Raw genomic sequence first — 15380 nt, 5'->3', positions numbered from 1 at the left:
GACAATAAAACCCGGCGGGTCGAATATGACCCGCCGGGCAAACCGTAAATGGCTGCTTTGCGTCTATAGGGCCGGACATCATGTCCAGCCCGCTTTGGTCCGCCATCCCGCCATTGATATGGAAGGATTTTGACGCAGAAAGCCGCTCATTCGGTTTTCAGCTTACGGGAGGGGACGTTTCGCGTAAGCTTGGATGATCAGGTGGCGATTATGCGTCCTGCTCGATCAGGCCGCGCAGCAGGGCGATGCTGACGGCATTCAGCAGATTGGTGGCGCCCAGCCTGTGGCGCACCCTTTCAAGAGTGTCCTTCACGTCCGCTTCGTCCGCGCCGGTTATCAAGGCGATGTGGGACGGATGCTTGCCCCGCGCGACCAGCCCCAGATAATGCCGCTCACGCTCCGAAAGGATGATTTCACGCGTCTGGCGATGTTCATGCGGCGTATTTGAAGACATTTTCTTTCAGCCTTAAAAGAGATTGGCCTTCCCGGGGCACGATCAGTCAATGATTCATTCCCCGAAACCAGCTCGTCTACCGCTCTGTCTATACGCGAACAGAAACGCTAATTTCGCCAATAGGTTTCATCGGGCATCGGTAATTATGCAATAAAGGGCCGCTTTCGCAGCCAGCCGATCCCGGCGCGGACGCTCTATTCTGTGCATTGAAAGGAACTGCAACATCGATATCGCCAGAGACCACAATCGGCCTAGCGTGAAATGCAGCTTCAAAGCTCTGGAATGTTTTCGTCACACCCGAAGGATATGCGGCGCTCTAATAGGCGATGTGCCGCACCGATAGAATAACATCGCGCGCCAAGTTTTTCGTTTTATTGTTATGTTTCGGCACACAACGCGATGAGTGCTGACATATTTCTCAAATTTAATGCGTCATTCCGAAATATTGATGCCGTCAACATGTATCATCCGGCGGAATGATGCGCGTGTTTCTTGCGAATGTCGGTCGGTGTTGCCCCGAACCAGCGGGAGACGGAACGCGAAAACGCACCGGGTGTCGAATAGCCAAGCCTGTAACTGATGTCGGATACCGGAAGATCGCTTTCCACGAGGAGTTTGAAACCGGCATTTTTGCGAATGGCGTCCTTTATCTCGTTGAGATTGGTGCCGAGCTCTGCGAGCCGCCGTTGAAAACTCCGCTCCGACAGGTTGAAATAGGGAGCGATCTCGCCGAGCGAAAGCTCGGCATCCGAGAGCCGCATCTGCATGTACCGCTTCACCTGGTCAATGAAATGGGTCGCGTCCGCCGATGTTTCCGGTCGCAACATGCGGCATTGCAGGTTCATCAGCTCGAACAGCCGTTCATCCGCATTCGGATTGACCACATCGAGAAGCGATACCGGAAGACGCATGGTGTGGATGGGCTGAGAAAAGCTGACGCGCCTGGTCATTCTTTCCTTAAATAGCTGAATATTATTCGGTTTCGGCCGCTCCAGACCGATCTCGATCTGGTTGATACGATCTCCGAGAATATCGCGGAGACGTTGTACCAGGACGGCGAGCGACAAATCCACATACTGATCGCGTTTGGCGATAACCGGCGCGAAGGACCATGACAGGGTTACCTGCGTGGCATCCGTTACCATGGTGAAATTGCTGTTGTTGGTCGCGTAATAGACATGGTCCTGAAGAAAACGCAGGAACGCCCTTACCGTCGGTGCGCTGATCAGCCCATATCCGAACGCGCCGGATGCACCCGCTGGAAAGGTGGAGGCGCATTGCAAACCGAAGGCGTCGTCGCCGGAAATCAGTGCGCAGGTTTCGAGCAGGCGGGAAAATCTATCGAGGCTGATACGTTCCGTCAGGCTGCTGAATATGGCTGGATCAATGTCCAGAGCCTTGCAGATCGGCGCGATATCGATGCCCCGTGACCGGGCATAATTGCTGACGCCGGCAGCCAGACCGGCCACCACACTTATCTCGTCACTGACCCTCTTCTCGGGCATCCCTCGCCTTGGCGTACCATGTTTGGAAATTGTCGCCTGATGGTAAGCCTTGAGAGGGCGTTTGTCGAGCAGCCCGGCTCCGGGATTTTAAGTGCGGTCGGTGTCTGCGCTTTGCTCCAGCACCTGCATGATGGCTTGGCCGGCATCTTCGATAGCGCCGCTATTATCGACGGTCGTCACGTCGAAATCTCCAGCGACCGTCAACGAGCTGCGTTCCAGCCGCCGGAGAATATCGTCCCGGCTTTCCCGCCCGCGCTGCTCCAGCCGCCTTGCCAGCACATCCGGTCGCGCAACGATGTTCACGACCTTAAGACGGGAAAAGGCGGTGCTGAAATGCGGCAGGGCGGAACGCGAACCGTTGGCGATGACCACATCTCCCGCATTGAGGTGACGATAGACAGCGGCCGGGATGCCATATTTCAGCCCATGCGCCTGCCAGGACACCGCGAAGGCGCCCTCATCTTCCAGCCGGTTGAACTCGTGCATCGAAACGGCATCGTGGTTTTCACCCCCCGCATCGCCGCTGCGGGTGATGACGCGACGGGTGAAGTGAAAGCCCGGCCGTCCGCACAATCGCGCTGCGGCATAGTCCATCAGCGTGTCCTTGCCGGCCCCGCTCGGGCCGACAATCACGATCATCGTGCCGGGCGATGCCGCGCGCCGGCTATCCTGCCCATCGTCGGTCATGCCACGCGCTTGCCCTGACGCCAGACGGAACGGGCGACCGGCACACCATCCTCGCGGTGAACCCGGACCAGATCGGCCCGCAATCCCGTCGCGATACGACCGCGATCGAGAAGGCCGACGGTGCGAGCCGGTGTGGCGGTGACCATGCGCAGTGCTTCCGGCAGGCTGATGGCTTCTACCTGATCGGCGAGCAGGAATGGCGCGAAGAGCAGGCTGAAGGGCACATAGTCGGAAGAAAGAACATCCAGCACGCCGATCTCGGCGAGGTCGCGGGCGGCGATGTTGCCGGAGTGGGACTTGCCGCGAACGATGTTCGGCGCACCCATCAGCACGCTCATGCCGGCGCTGTGCGAGGCTTTTGCGGCTTCGACGCTGGTGGGGAATTCCGCCAGTTTCACGCCGTGGCCGATAGCCTCGCCGACATGCGCTTCGGTGGCGTCGTCATGGCTTGCGACCGTAATGCCGCGCTCGGCGCAGCGGGCGGCCAGATAATCGCGGTGCTTGGCGGAATATTCCGCCGACGCCGCCTGCCGACGCCGCACGAACTCGGCGAAAGCCTCGTCGCTCAGCCCACGCTTCTTCTGGTAGTAGAAGATATATTGATCCATCGACTGGAACTGGCGCTGCCCCGGGGAGTGGTCCATCAGTGAAATCAGCCGCACGCGCGGATCGGTTTCGAAGTCTCCGAAATGTTCCAGCACATCCGAGGAGGCGACTTCACAGCGCAGATGCAGCAGGTGATCCGAACGAAGGCGGTTCTGATCCGCCGCGGCCTCGATGGCGTCAGCCATTTCGCGCATTTCACCCTTCTTGAAGCCGCCGTCCTCATCCGAGCCGAGCCGGAGGCAGTCGAATACGGTGGTGATGCCGGAGGCGGCCACCTGGGCGTCATGGGCCTGAATGGCGGCGATCTTGTCCCAGATCACGCCGGGGCGCGGCGAATAATGCTGCTCAAGATGGTCGGTATGCAGTTCCACCAGACCCGGGATCAAATAATCACCTTCGAGGTCTTCGCCGGTTTTGGAAGCACCTTCGCTGATATCGGCGATCTTGCCGTCACGGATCAGGACGGAGCCCAGAATAATATCGTCTTCCAGAACGATACGGGCATTGGAAAGGGCGTGCTCGGTCATGGGTTCGCATCTTTCTTTGGTGGCTGGCCAAGGGGGTGCCAGCTATGAACGGTAAAGGGCGCGCCGCGCGTTTCTTCAATGAACAAGGCGAGGCCGGAAATGCTGAGGGGTCGATCGGTGAATTCGGAAAACCGCGCCGAAAGCACCTTGTGCATGGCGGGCTGCTCGCTCTCGTCGATGCGGCCGGTCAGCGTCATATGAAAACGGAAATCATCCATGACATGCGGATAACCCCAGAGAGACAGATTCTGCCGCTGGCTCTCCGTCAGCATCTGTGGCCGCCGACGGGCAATATCGGTCTCGGACAGCGGCGCGCGAAACCGGTCGAAATGATCGACGATCTCGGCGGCAAAATCCTGCAGCGGCTGATAGGTGCGGTCCGGGACCAGTGCGAAAAAAGGCCCGAGCGCACTGACGACGACACGCGGAATTTCGAAGGTGGACTGGCTGGCCGCGAAATCTTCGAAAGCCGCGAGCAGCTCCGCCTCGCTATATTTTTCGGCAAGTTCGAAAGGAGCCTTCAGGGTCGCGTGGAAACCGTAACGGCGGGGCTCCTCCGTCATGTCGGCATAGTCGTCGTGGTCGTCATGCAGCGTGCCGGAAAATGCGTCGCGGCCCAGCCAGCGTGACGCCGCCTCAGTCAACGGGTGATCTTTAGCCGGAGAAAAATAGATGGCATAGCGCACGGCAAGCACTCTTCAGTGTCATGGGAGACCAGGGATGAGAAGCTATTTGGCGTGACTCGCCGGCTTCCCGCAAGGTCAGGAGTGCGAGGTAATTGGTTTCCGTGACAGAATGATGATGCCGAGGGAAAAAAGCGCATTGGAAATGCGGTAACCCTTCCGAATGTGCTGAAGACACAGTCGGACATGATGACGGGATACGGCCGGCATAAATCGGGACTGCGCGGGTGCCTGGCGGAGATGACGAACATCGTTACGAGGTTAGTCATTCCATCCCTTCAGACCTAGTGTTGTGTTTTGCCGATCAGGCGTGAACGCAGCGAATTGGAGATGTGGTCGAATAGGAAAACGACGAAGAGAATAAGCAGGACCATATAGGCGACCTTGTCCCAGTCGGCATTGGTGCCCATCGCTTCCAGCAGTTTCAGGCCGATGCCGCCAGCGCCCACCGCGCCGATGATGGTGGCGGAGCGGGTGTTGCTTTCCCAGAAATAGAGTGACTGCGAAATGAAGACCGGCAGGACCTGCGGCAGCACACCGAAGCGGTTGACCGCAATCGGGGAAGCGCCGACCGATTTGACACCCTCGCGCTGCTTGTCGTCGACATTTTCCAGAGCCTCGGCATAGACCTTGCCGAGCGCTCCGGTATCGGTGAAGAAGATCGCGGCAATGCCGGGGATCGGTCCGGGCCCGAAGCTGCGGGTGAAGAACAGCGCCCAGATCAGCATGTCGATGGAACGCAGGAAGTCGAATAGCCGCTTCATGCCCCAGTTTGCGGCCCTGTTGGCGGTGATGTTGCGCGCGGCGATGAAGGCGAGCGGCAGGGCGACGAGCGTGCCGAACAGCGTGCCCACAAAGGCCATGACCAGCGTCTGCATCAGCTTGGAAAGAATATCGGCATGTTGCCAGACGCTGTTGTCGAGGAAATCATCCACCATGTGGCCGATATTGGAGCGCTCGGGATCGAGCCTTTCTCCCCACAGCGCGAGAGCGGCGAGTTCATCGTAGCCCTTGCCCCAGAATTCCGATTTGGTGTCGAACAGGAAATTCGCCCATCCGAGGAACCGACGCTGGACATAGACCTGACTGGTGCGGATTTCTGCCTGACCGGCAAAACCAAAATGCACGAGAACCTTGTTGCCGTCCTGCTGGATTTCCTGCGGCACATCCTCGGATGCCCGGGCCTGTTCTCCATTGATGATGACGGGATAATTCTTGCCGTCGACATAGACATCCACCCGGGTCGGGGTCACGTCGAGGCGGTTTTCCAGGCCCGCATAAACGACGCTGTAGCCACCGCCCGGCAGGGGCTGCAGCCAGTCGATCTTTGTATCAACCGGATATTGCCCGCGGCTGGACCATTGCGGCTCCACCTTGCCGTCTTCGAAACGCAGGCGCGGCTGGGCGCGCCAGGAATACCAGTCCTGAATATAGCTCGAGGCACGATCCCATCGGCCCTGCATGAAGGCCGGACCGACATTGAAGAAGAAAAAGCAGCCGATGAGATAAACGGTGACAGTGAGAAGGCCGACGAGCAGACCATATCGCTGCATGAAACTGCGGTTGAACACTTGCGGATGCGCGGCCGTCAATCTCTCGCGGTCGGCGGTGTTGAGAATGAAGCTGGTCGACATCAGGCCGCTCCCCGTCCGAATTCGAAGGATTGATGGCCGATCAGCCTGCGACGCAGCCAGCTGGAAAACTGGTCGACGGCGATGATGGTGATCAGCAGAAGGATGATGATGGCATAGGTCTTCGACGCATGATCGTTACCGATCGAAAGCCGGAAGACCTCGCCGATGCCGCCGCCGCCCACAGCACCGATGATGGTGGAGGCGCGCACGTTGATTTCGGCGCGCAGCAGCGCATAGGACACGAAATTGGGCAGAACCTGCGGCACGATGGCGAATCGCACCCGCTCCAGCCAGTTGGCGCCCGCGGCGCGCAGGCCTTCATCGGGCTTCATGTCGGCATTTTCCACCACTTCGAAGAACAGCTTGCCCAGAGCGCCGATCGTGTGGACCGAAATCGCGATGATCGCCGCTATCGGACCGATCGACAGGATGGCGGTGAGTAGCCCGGCGACGACGATTTCCGGAAAAGCGCGCAGCACTTCCATCACCCGGCGCACCACCCAGCGCACGAGGCCGGCGCCGACAAGGTTGGTAGAGGCGAAGAAGCAGAGCACGAAGGCAAAGCTTGTGCCGATGATCGTCGAGACCAATGCGATGTTAAGGGTGATGATCAGCTGGTAAATGAAATGCGGGATGTAAAAGCTGTCGGTGACATAGACGCGATCCGCGACGTAATTGTACTTCATCGAGCCATTGTCATAGGGCGACGGCAGATCGAACATCGCACGGAAGATTTCAAGCGGGCTATCCGGCACAAACGTTTTCAGAAAATCGAAGAAATATGGCAGGCGCTCGAAGAACTTGCCTGAATTTGCTTCGTTGGCAAAATTCAGCGATGCCGCGAGAATGACTAGAAAGACCACGAGCGAAATGACGGTATAGATCCGCCGCGTCGCAAGCTGCTGTTGATAATGACGCATGACCGTTCGGGACGATGCGCTCAATCCCTCGGGCGTGAGGGTACCCTGTTGCAGTGTGGTCGCCATGCCGCTTTTCCTTTATTGGCAAAAAGCGGCGATGCCATAGGGCACCGCCGCTTTCAGAACATTCAGTCAGGATCAGCCGCCGATAACGGACTTACGGGCGTCGATGATCGTCTGGTAGAAGGACGGATCGACCTTGATGTAGGCGGTGTTCTTGCCCTGCGTGTAGGCCTGGAAGCAGGCGAGGTCCTTCTTGGGCAGTTCCATGAAGTAGTCTTCAACCTTCTGCTTCATGCTGTCGCCGAGCTTGTTGGTGACCATCAGCGGGCCGTTCGGGATCAGCGGCGACTTCCAGACTTCGACGATATCGTCCATGTCGAGGTTGCCCTTCTTGACCATCTGGTGAAGGTTGCCGCCCGAGTAGCCTTCTTCCCACTTGCCGACGCCCGAACCGAAGGTGGTGCCAACGTCGAACTTCTTGTCGAGAACGGCGAGAACGAGGTTCTCATGGCCGCCGCCGAAGCCGGTTTCAGAGAAATATTCCTTGATCGGCGTGCCGGTTTCCTTCGGGATCGCCACGTTCGGAACGAGGAAGCCGGAGGTGGAATCCGGGTCGGCGAAGCCGATCTTCTTGCCCTTGGCGTCGGCCAGCTTCTTGATGCCGCTGTCCTTGCGGGCAACCATGATGGTGTAATAACCGCTGGAACCGTCAGAACCCGTATAGGTCAGGATCGGGTCGACAGCCTTGGGGTCGGCCAGAGCGATCTTGGCGTAGGAGGACGCGCCCATGGAAGCGATGTCGATGGTGCCGCCGAGAAGACCCTGGATGACGCCGTTATAGTCCGGCGACGGGAAAACCTGAACTTCGGCAACGCCGGTCGCGGCCTTCAGGCCATCGGCAACGCACTTGGTGTTGCGGATCTGGTCGGCTTCGTTTTCAGAGCCGTCGAGACCGATGCGCAGAACCTTGACGTCCTGAGCCATGGCGGAACCGGCCAGAACGCCAAGCGCGACTGCCGAAAGAAGGACTTTCTTCAACATGGACTTTCTCCTGTTTCCCGGCGAGCCGGAGTTTGTTGTGAAGTATCGGCCCTTGACGCGGGCGCAAACGATGCTGAGCGGTTCCTCAGAGCCCGGCGAGAGCGAGCGGTTCGGGGCCGGCAGATTGGTGCACCGGACGCGCAGGAAGCTGCGCGCCGGGAATATTGATGCTGGTCGAGGTCATGGTCTCGTCGATGCCGGACCCTTGAGAATCGGTTCCGTAGATCTCCGTGACGGCCGCAGCCGTCAGCTCAGTAGGGGTTCCGTCGAAGACGACGCGGCCCTGAGACATGCCGATGATGCGTTCGCAATAATTGCGTGCCGTATCCAGCGTATGCAGGTTGGTAATAACCGTAATGCCTTCGCGTTCGTTGATGTCGCGCAGCGCGTCCATCACGATCTTGGCGTTCAGCGGGTCGAGGGAAGCGATCGGCTCATCGGCCAGAACCATCTTCGGAGACTGCATCAGGGCGCGGGCGATGGCGACACGCTGCTGCTGACCGCCGGAAAGCGTGCCGGCAGCCTGCATGGCCACATGTTCGATGCCAAGCCTTTCCAGGGCGGCGATGGCCATCAGGCGCTCGTCATTGGTGAAGATGTTGAACAGGCTGAGCGCCGTCGAGCGGTGATTGAGGCGACCGAGCATGACATTGGTGAGCACATCGAGGCGCGGCACCAGATTGAACTGCTGGAAGATCATGGCGCAGTCGCGCTGCCAGCTGCGAAGCGCCGCGCCCTTCAGCACCGAAACTTCCGTGTCATTGAAATGGATGGAACCCGAGGACGGATCGACGAGGCGGTTGATCATGCGCAGCAGCGTCGATTTTCCAGCACCCGAGCGTCCGATAACGCCAACCATCTGGCCCTGCGGAATTTCGACATTCACGGAATCGACCGCGGTGTGGTTGCCAAAGCGGCGCGTGACTTGCTTCAGGTGAAAGCTCATTTCCCCGTCCAATCTTCTTTTTGACGGGGTTCGGCGTAACAGCGGTGCGTGAAGTGTGGATGTCAGTTTGATGAATAAAATATTACAGATTTCACGGATCTCGCATCCGCCTGTTCGCCGACAAAGCTTTCGGGAGGAATCTTGGATCGTTCAAGTCCGCGTATCTTTTTTGGTCGCATAAACAAAAATCCCGGGGGTGCCCCGGGATTTGCAGGTGTTCGGCAGAGGGAGATTTCATCCGCCATATTTCGCGACGAAGTCCTCGGCGTCCAGACTACGGAAATCGTCGAGAGCGACGCGCAATGCCGCGTGGTCCCAGTCCCACCATTTCAGATTATCCATTTGCCGGCCCAGTTCCGCCGGGAAGCGCTCCCGGATCAGCCGGGCGGGCACGCCGCCAACGATGGTATAGGGCGCGACGTCTTTTGAGACGACTGCGCCCGCCCCGATCACCGCGCCGTTTCCGACCGTGACACCGGGCAGGATCGTCGCACCATGGCCGATCCACACATCGTGGCCGATGACCACGCGCTTGGCGCGGCGGGCGGCAAAGAAGTTCGTCTCATCCTCCGCATCGTCCCAATAGTTGTGGGCACGATAGGTGAAGTGATGCAGCGTCGCTCGCTGCATCGGGTGATTGGTGGCGTTGATGCGGACGGAGGCGGCGATGTTGACGAATTTGCCGATGGTGGCGCACCAGATTGCACCATCCTGCATGACATAGGAGTAGTCGCCCATCTCGACTTCCTCTATGCGGCAGCGTTCCGAAATTTCGGTATAACGGCCGATCGAGGAGTTGCTGACGCGGGCGGTCTCATGGATGGCGGGCTCCAGACCGACCTTGACGCTCATGCCGCTGCCTTTCTGGGGGAAAACTGTGAGACGTCCAGAATGCGGTCGGCCACGGCTTCCCGCACCTCCTCGTCGTGGAAAATGCCGAGCAGTGCCGTGCCCTTCTGTTTTTTCTCGACGATCATATCGACGACGACACGCCGGTTGAGGGCGTCCAGCGAGGCCGTCGGCTCGTCCAGAAGCAGGATCGCATGGTCGGTGATGAAGCCGCGGGCGATATTCACGCGCTGCTGCTCGCCGCCCGAAAATGTCGCCGGAGGGAGTGACCATAGTTCCCGTGGCAGGTTGAGCTTCGAAAGCAGCATGGCTGCGTGTTCGCGGGCTTCATCGGCGGCAACCTTGCGCGCCAGAAGCGGTTCGGCAACGACATCTATGGCAGCGACGCGCGGCACGGTGCGCAGGAACTGGCTGACATAACCGATGGTGCGGTGACGGATATCGAGGATCGTGCGCGGCGAGGCATTGCCGATATCGACGACCTGGCCCTCATGACGAACGAGAATCTGCCCGCTGTCGATGGCGTAGTTGCCATAGAGCATTTTCAGGATCGAGCTTTTGCCGATGCCGGACGGGCCGCCGAGCACGACACATTCGCCGCCGCAAACGGAGAAATTGACATCGCGCACAACAGGCAATTCGATACCGTCGCGAAGATGCATGGTGAAGCTTTTGAAGACTTCCGAAACGATAAGAGGCGTCGGCATGGCGTCAAACCTGCAGAATAGAGGAAACAAGCAATTGCGTATAGGGCTCGCGCGGGTCGTCCAGCACCCGGTCGGTCAGGCCGTGCTCGATGACGTCGCCGCCCTTCATCACCATCATACGGTGGGAAAGCAGCCGTGCGACGGCCAGATCATGAGTGACGACGACGACAGCAAGACCGAGATCGTTGACGAGACCGCGGACCAGATCGAGCAGGCGCGCCTGCACGGAAACATCGAGCCCGCCGGTCGGTTCGTCCATGAAGACGAGGCGCGGCGAGGTGACGAGGTTTCGGGCGATCTGCAGGCGCTGGCGCATGCCGCCGGAAAAGGCGCGCGGCTGGTCGTCGATGCGGTCGGTGCCGATTTCCACCCGCTCCAACCATTCGCTGGCCGATTGCCTGATATTGCCGTAATGCCGATTGCCGACGGCCATCAGCCGCTCGCCGACATTGGCGCCGGCCGAAACCGCCATGCGCAGCCCGTCCGCTGGGTTCTGGTGCACGAAACCCCAGTCGGTGCGCATCAGGAAACGCCGTTCGGCCTCGCCCATATGATAGAGGTCACGCATCGAACCGTCGCGCATGCGATATTCCACGCTGCCCGCCGTCGGCATCAGCCGGGTGGAAATGCAGTTGAGAAGCGTGGTCTTGCCGGAACCGGATTCGCCGACGATGGCAAGCACCTCGCCGGGATAAAGCTCGAAAGAGACATTGCGGCAGCCGGCGCGGTCGCCATAATATTTGGAAACGTCCCTGACTTTCAGAAGCGGTGCATCGCTCATTCTGCGGCCTCCTTCACATCCGCCAGCAGGTGGCCCTTGTGGCCATGGGCGCGGCGGTCCTCGCAATGGTCGGTATCGGAGCAGACGAACATCCGCCCGCCCTTATCATCAAGCACCACCTCATCCAGATAGACATTCTCCGCACCGCACAGCGCGCAGGGCTTGTCGAAGCGCTGGATTTCGAAGGGATGGTCCTCGAAATCGAGGCTGACGACGTCGGTATAGGGCGGCACGGCATAGATGCGCTTTTCGCGTCCTGCACCGAAGAGCTGCAGGGCGTCCGAGAGATGCATTTTCGGATTGTCGAATTTCGGGGTAGGCGACGGATCCATCACATAACGCCCGGCCACCTTCACCGGATAGGCATAGGTGGTGGAGATGCGTCCGTTGCGGGCGATATCCTCGTAAAGCTTGACGTGCATCAGGCCGTATTCCTCCAGCGCGTGCATGACACGCGTTTCGGTCTCGCGCGGCTCGAGGAAGCGCAGAGGCTCGGGAATGGGAACCTGATAGACGAGGACCTGACCCGAATGCAGTTCCTCTTCGGGAATGCGATGCCGCGTCTGGATGATGGTCGCATCCTTCGTGCGGGTGGTGACGGCAACATTCGCGACCTTCTGGAAAAAGGCACGGATGGAAACCGCATTGGTCGTGTCGTCCGCGCCCTGGTCGATAACCTTCAGCACATCGTCTGGGCCGAGAATGGAGGCGGTTACCTGCACGCCGCCGGTGCCCCAGCCATAGGGCATGGGCATTTCGCGGGAAGCGAAGGGAACCTGATAACCGGGAATGGCGATGGCTTTCAGGATCGCCCGGCGGATCATTCGCTTGGTCTGTTCGTCCAGATAGGCGAAGTTGTAGGCAGCCAGCCCGTCGTCAAATGAAACTTCTTCAAGCATTGCGCGTTAGCCTTGTGAAAAAAGGAGTACAAGCTCATGGAGATTGGAATTCTTGCAGCCGTGTTCTTTGCTGTGTTTGCAGCATCGACCGTCTTTTGCGCTTACTGGTTTGGCGAGCAGCACAGCCGCTGAGCTATTCGGCCGCATCGCCCATCCACTCCGCGCCATCGGCGTTGATCGCCTCGAAATCGGTGCGCATTTTCCTGACCAGACCGAGCTCGGCCTGAAAATCCACGTAGTGCGGCAGTTTCAGATGCTCGACGAAACCCGTCGCCTGAACGTTGTCGGCGTGTGAAATGACGAATTCCTCGTCCTGCGCGGGGGCCACGACGTCCTCGCCGAATTCGCCTGCCCGCAGCGCCCGGTCGACCAGCGACATGGCCATGGCCTTGCGCTCGCTCTGGCCGAACACCAGACCGTAGCCACGGGTGAATTGCGGCGGCGCTTTTGCCGAACCCTTGAACTGGTTGACCATCTGGCATTCAGTGACCTGTATGTCGCCAAGCGAGACGGCAAAGCCAAGTTCCGGTACGTCCAGTTCAATCTCCACTTCACCGATGCGTATTTCACCGACAAAGGGGTGCGTGCGGCCATAACCGCGCTGCGTTGAATAAGCGAGTGCCAGAAGGAAGCCCTCATCACCCCGCGCCAGCGATTGCAGGCGCAGGTCACGCGGCATTGGAAACTCCATCGGCTCCCGTGTCAGATCGCCGGCAATATGATCATCAGGCATATCGCCGTCGGTCTCGATCAGTCCTTCTTGCGCCAGAATGTCGGAGACGCGCATGACATATTCCGGCTCGCCTTCACGCCGGGCAGCGGTTTCGACGGTCTCGTCCTCGAGAAGAGAGGGGTCAAGCAGGCGGTGGGTGTAATCGAAGGTCGGCCCCAGCAATTGCCCGCCCGGCAAATCCTTGTAGGTCGCGGAAACGCGCCTGTGCACCGTCATCTCAGCGGTATCGACCGGAACCGAATAACCGAAACGCGGCAGCGTCGTGCGGTAGGCGCGCAGCAGAAAGATGGCCTCGATCATGTCGCCGCGGGCCTGCTTGACCGCAAGGGCTGCAAGCGATTGATCGTAAAGAGACGCTTCCGCCATAACCCGGTCGACGGCGAGCGAAAGCTGCGAAACGATCTGCGACACTGTCATCGCGGGCAGGTCACGGTCTCCGCGCCGCTTGTCGGCAAGAAGCCGGTGGGCGTTGGCAATGGCGGTTTCCCCGCCTTTGACAGCAACATACATCTTATGCCTCCACGGGTTGGATGCGCGTCGTGCGCGGCAGGCAGACAAATCGGTCGGCGGATGTCAGGATGACGTCGACGCCGCGCGGGAAAATGGCATTGTTCTCCGCCCACAGCCGCGGGAATATGTCCGGCAGGCCTGTCGGGCTGATGATGTTGACGTGGCGGATACCGGGGCCGGAGAGCAGCAATTCCCGCCCGCCATCCAGATCAGGCAACTCGATGATGAGCGTGGTGGAGCGGTCCGGATATTCCTGACTTCCCTGGGCGAAGAGACCGAAGGAAGCTATGGCGCTGCCCGCTTCGATGACGGCGAAATGCGCCGCATTTTTTTCATCCGTCGCGACCGCACCGGTATGAAATGCGACCCAACCGGGGACGGTGGTTTTTCGCAGCGCGCCGCTCAGCCAGACCGGCGTATCGTGATCGCAGAGCGCCAGCAGGACCGCGCCGGTAGCGGGGGCGAGAGGCAATGGCGGGGCGACTGCGGTTTCGATTGTCTGCGGCGTGCCCGGCCGGGCCATGCCATCCATGAGTTTCTTGAAAATCCGTTGGGAATCGAAGACGGCATCGGAAAAACCGCCCGTCAATGCTTCGGCCTTGACGCTCATCAATCTTCTCCTCGAACCATGGTGAAGAAATCGACCCGTGTTGCGGCGGTCTCTTTTGTTTTCCTGTCCTTCTCCTCGGTCAGTCGTTTCTCGACCGGCGAAAGAAGCTCGGTCTCGATGAAGCCGCGGGTCGGGCTTTCCTGCCAGAGCGCATCGAAAACGGCGGCGTACCAGGCCTTCTTGCGGCCGGTGCCGAGAACATGTGCGTGACCCACGGTGCCCGAGGCAAGCTTGACGGTTGCCCGGGTAACGGTCGTCTCACCCAGATTGAAGGGCGCGCCGCCGCCGCCGATACGGCCTTTGACCATGACAAGGCCGGTTTCCGGCCCACGCACATTTTCCGTCCGGGGGCTTTCATCCTGCCGGTTCCAGACGGTTTCGAGTTCCTGGACCGTGGCGCGGGCAAGAAGCGCCGCCACCCGCTTTCTGTCTGCATGCAAGTCTGCAGTTTCGTGAATCATCGCTTGACCTCTAATGTCTATTGATATAGACAACTATACAATATAAGGTACATTTAACGTTAGTGAATGACAAGCGTGTGACATGAGCCCTTCGGCAGCGATGAAAAGAAAGAACGGCGTGGCGCTCTGGCGGCAGATCGCCGACAGGATCAGAGGCGAGATCGCGGCGGGTGATCACGATGAAACCGGCATGTTACCGCCGGAAATGACGCTGGCCGAAAAATTCGGCGTCAACCGCCATACCGTCCGAAGCGCCATTGCCGCACTCGCCAGCGAAGGCATCCTCGAGCCGGTGCAGGGGCGCGGCACGATGATCGCCCGCAAGGAGCGCCTGAGTTTTCCGATCTCACGGCGCACGCGATTTACGGCGGGGATCGCCGATCAGGTCAAGGAAATGGAAGCGCTGCTTCTGTCCCATACGACCGAACCGGCCAATGCCGATCTGGCCACACGGCTGCAACTACCGGCCGGTGCGCCGCTCATACGTCTCGAAACGCTGCGCAAGGCCGATAACCGCCCGGTGTCCCGCTCGACCACATGGTTTCCGGCGGATCGTTTCGCCGGAATAGGCGAGGCCTATCAGAAAAGCGGCTCGATAACCGCTGCCTTCAATATGCTGGGCGTGGCGGATTACGTGCGTATTTCAACCGTCATCTCCGCCAGCCATGCGGATACGCAGGATCTGGCCGATCTCGAATTGTCGCCGGGCGCGATCCTGCTTGTTACTCAAGCATTGAACGCCGATATGAATGGCGTACCAGTGCAATATGCCATCAGCCGCTTTTCGGCCGATACGGTCGAATTCACGGTGGAGAATTAAGCCG

17 protein-coding genes are annotated in these 15380 nt (G+C 59.4%); 1 reads left to right on the top strand and 16 read right to left on the bottom strand.

The features are described 5' to 3' along the window. Positions 1-208 precede the first annotated feature (208 nt). The 16 genes from ACQZ5N_RS13370 to phnG all read right to left on the bottom strand — a co-directional run bounded on the left by ACQZ5N_RS13370 (position 209) and on the right by phnG (position 14556). On the bottom strand, positions 209-454 hold the full coding sequence (locus ACQZ5N_RS13370) for a helix-turn-helix domain-containing protein (RefSeq protein WP_020809172.1): 246 nt from the start codon (positions 452-454) through the stop codon (positions 209-211). A 464-nt stretch (positions 455-918) separates the two neighbouring features. Then, complete coding sequence (locus ACQZ5N_RS13365) at positions 919-1959, bottom strand: AraC family transcriptional regulator (protein WP_080852850.1); 1041 nt, start codon at positions 1957-1959, stop codon at positions 919-921. Positions 1960-2046: 87 nt separating this feature from the next. Further along, positions 2047-2646 (bottom strand): phosphonate metabolism protein/1,5-bisphosphokinase (PRPP-forming) PhnN, encoded by a 600-nt coding sequence (gene phnN, locus ACQZ5N_RS13360; RefSeq protein ID WP_448733148.1) that lies wholly within the window; start codon positions 2644-2646, stop codon positions 2047-2049. Then, positions 2643-3779 (bottom strand): alpha-D-ribose 1-methylphosphonate 5-triphosphate diphosphatase, encoded by a 1137-nt coding sequence (locus ACQZ5N_RS13355; protein ID WP_448733147.1) that lies wholly within the window; start codon positions 3777-3779, stop codon positions 2643-2645. Before ACQZ5N_RS13355 ends, phnN begins: the two co-directional genes overlap by 4 nt. Next, positions 3776-4474 (bottom strand): DUF1045 domain-containing protein, encoded by a 699-nt coding sequence (locus ACQZ5N_RS13350; RefSeq protein WP_448733146.1) that lies wholly within the window; start codon positions 4472-4474, stop codon positions 3776-3778. Before ACQZ5N_RS13350 ends, ACQZ5N_RS13355 begins: the two co-directional genes overlap by 4 nt. A gap of 272 nt (positions 4475-4746) precedes the next feature. After that, positions 4747-6096, bottom strand: a complete 1350-nt coding sequence (phnE, locus tag ACQZ5N_RS13345; protein WP_448733145.1) for a phosphonate ABC transporter, permease protein PhnE — start codon at positions 6094-6096, stop codon at positions 4747-4749. Continuing rightward, a complete protein-coding gene (phnE, locus tag ACQZ5N_RS13340; RefSeq protein ID WP_448733144.1) occupies positions 6096-7082 on the bottom strand; it encodes a phosphonate ABC transporter, permease protein PhnE in 987 nt (328 codons plus the stop codon). Before phnE (ACQZ5N_RS13340) ends, phnE (ACQZ5N_RS13345) begins: the two co-directional genes overlap by 1 nt. Before the next feature lie 72 nt (positions 7083-7154). Beyond that, positions 7155-8060: a phosphonate ABC transporter substrate-binding protein gene (gene phnD / locus ACQZ5N_RS13335; protein ID WP_035264407.1), complete on the bottom strand. Its 906-nt coding sequence runs from the start codon at positions 8058-8060 to the stop codon at positions 7155-7157. Between the two features lie 85 nt (positions 8061-8145). Continuing rightward, positions 8146-9006, bottom strand: a complete 861-nt coding sequence (gene phnC / locus ACQZ5N_RS13330; RefSeq protein WP_448733143.1) for a phosphonate ABC transporter ATP-binding protein — start codon at positions 9004-9006, stop codon at positions 8146-8148. Positions 9007-9240: 234 nt separating this feature from the next. Beyond that, a complete protein-coding gene (locus ACQZ5N_RS13325) occupies positions 9241-9858 on the bottom strand; it encodes a transferase hexapeptide repeat family protein (RefSeq protein WP_448733142.1) in 618 nt (205 codons plus the stop codon). Further along, positions 9855-10562: a phosphonate C-P lyase system protein PhnL gene (gene phnL, locus ACQZ5N_RS13320; RefSeq protein ID WP_003524417.1), complete on the bottom strand. Its 708-nt coding sequence runs from the start codon at positions 10560-10562 to the stop codon at positions 9855-9857. The genes ACQZ5N_RS13325 and phnL overlap by 4 nt, the downstream gene beginning before the upstream one ends. Positions 10563-10566: 4 nt before the next feature. Beyond that, complete coding sequence (phnK, locus tag ACQZ5N_RS13315) at positions 10567-11343, bottom strand: phosphonate C-P lyase system protein PhnK (protein WP_004439249.1); 777 nt, start codon at positions 11341-11343, stop codon at positions 10567-10569. Next, complete coding sequence (locus ACQZ5N_RS13310) at positions 11340-12242, bottom strand: alpha-D-ribose 1-methylphosphonate 5-phosphate C-P-lyase PhnJ (RefSeq protein WP_065654731.1); 903 nt, start codon at positions 12240-12242, stop codon at positions 11340-11342. Before ACQZ5N_RS13310 ends, phnK begins: the two co-directional genes overlap by 4 nt. A gap of 133 nt (positions 12243-12375) precedes the next feature. Next, positions 12376-13485, bottom strand: coding sequence for a carbon-phosphorus lyase complex subunit PhnI (locus ACQZ5N_RS13305; protein ID WP_448733141.1), 1110 nt, complete (start codon positions 13483-13485; stop codon positions 12376-12378). A gap of 1 nt (position 13486) precedes the next feature. Then, a complete protein-coding gene (phnH, locus tag ACQZ5N_RS13300; protein WP_304982007.1) occupies positions 13487-14095 on the bottom strand; it encodes a phosphonate C-P lyase system protein PhnH in 609 nt (202 codons plus the stop codon). After that, positions 14095-14556 carry a phosphonate C-P lyase system protein PhnG gene (phnG, locus tag ACQZ5N_RS13295; protein ID WP_174055852.1) on the bottom strand — a complete coding sequence of 154 codons (462 nt, stop codon included), beginning with the start codon at positions 14554-14556 and terminating at the stop codon, positions 14095-14097. The genes phnH and phnG overlap by 1 nt, the downstream gene beginning before the upstream one ends. 82 nt (positions 14557-14638) lie before the next feature. On the opposite strand from phnG, the gene phnF reads away from it, so the two are divergent. Next, on the top strand, positions 14639-15376 hold the full coding sequence (gene phnF / locus ACQZ5N_RS13290) for a phosphonate metabolism transcriptional regulator PhnF (RefSeq protein ID WP_448733140.1): 738 nt from the start codon (positions 14639-14641) through the stop codon (positions 15374-15376). Positions 15377-15380 lie beyond the last annotated feature (4 nt).

This window comes from Agrobacterium sp. 22-221-1, from assembly GCF_053522445.1.
Note: the sequence above shows the minus strand (reverse complement) of the source record. Positions and strands in the feature narration are given on the sequence as shown.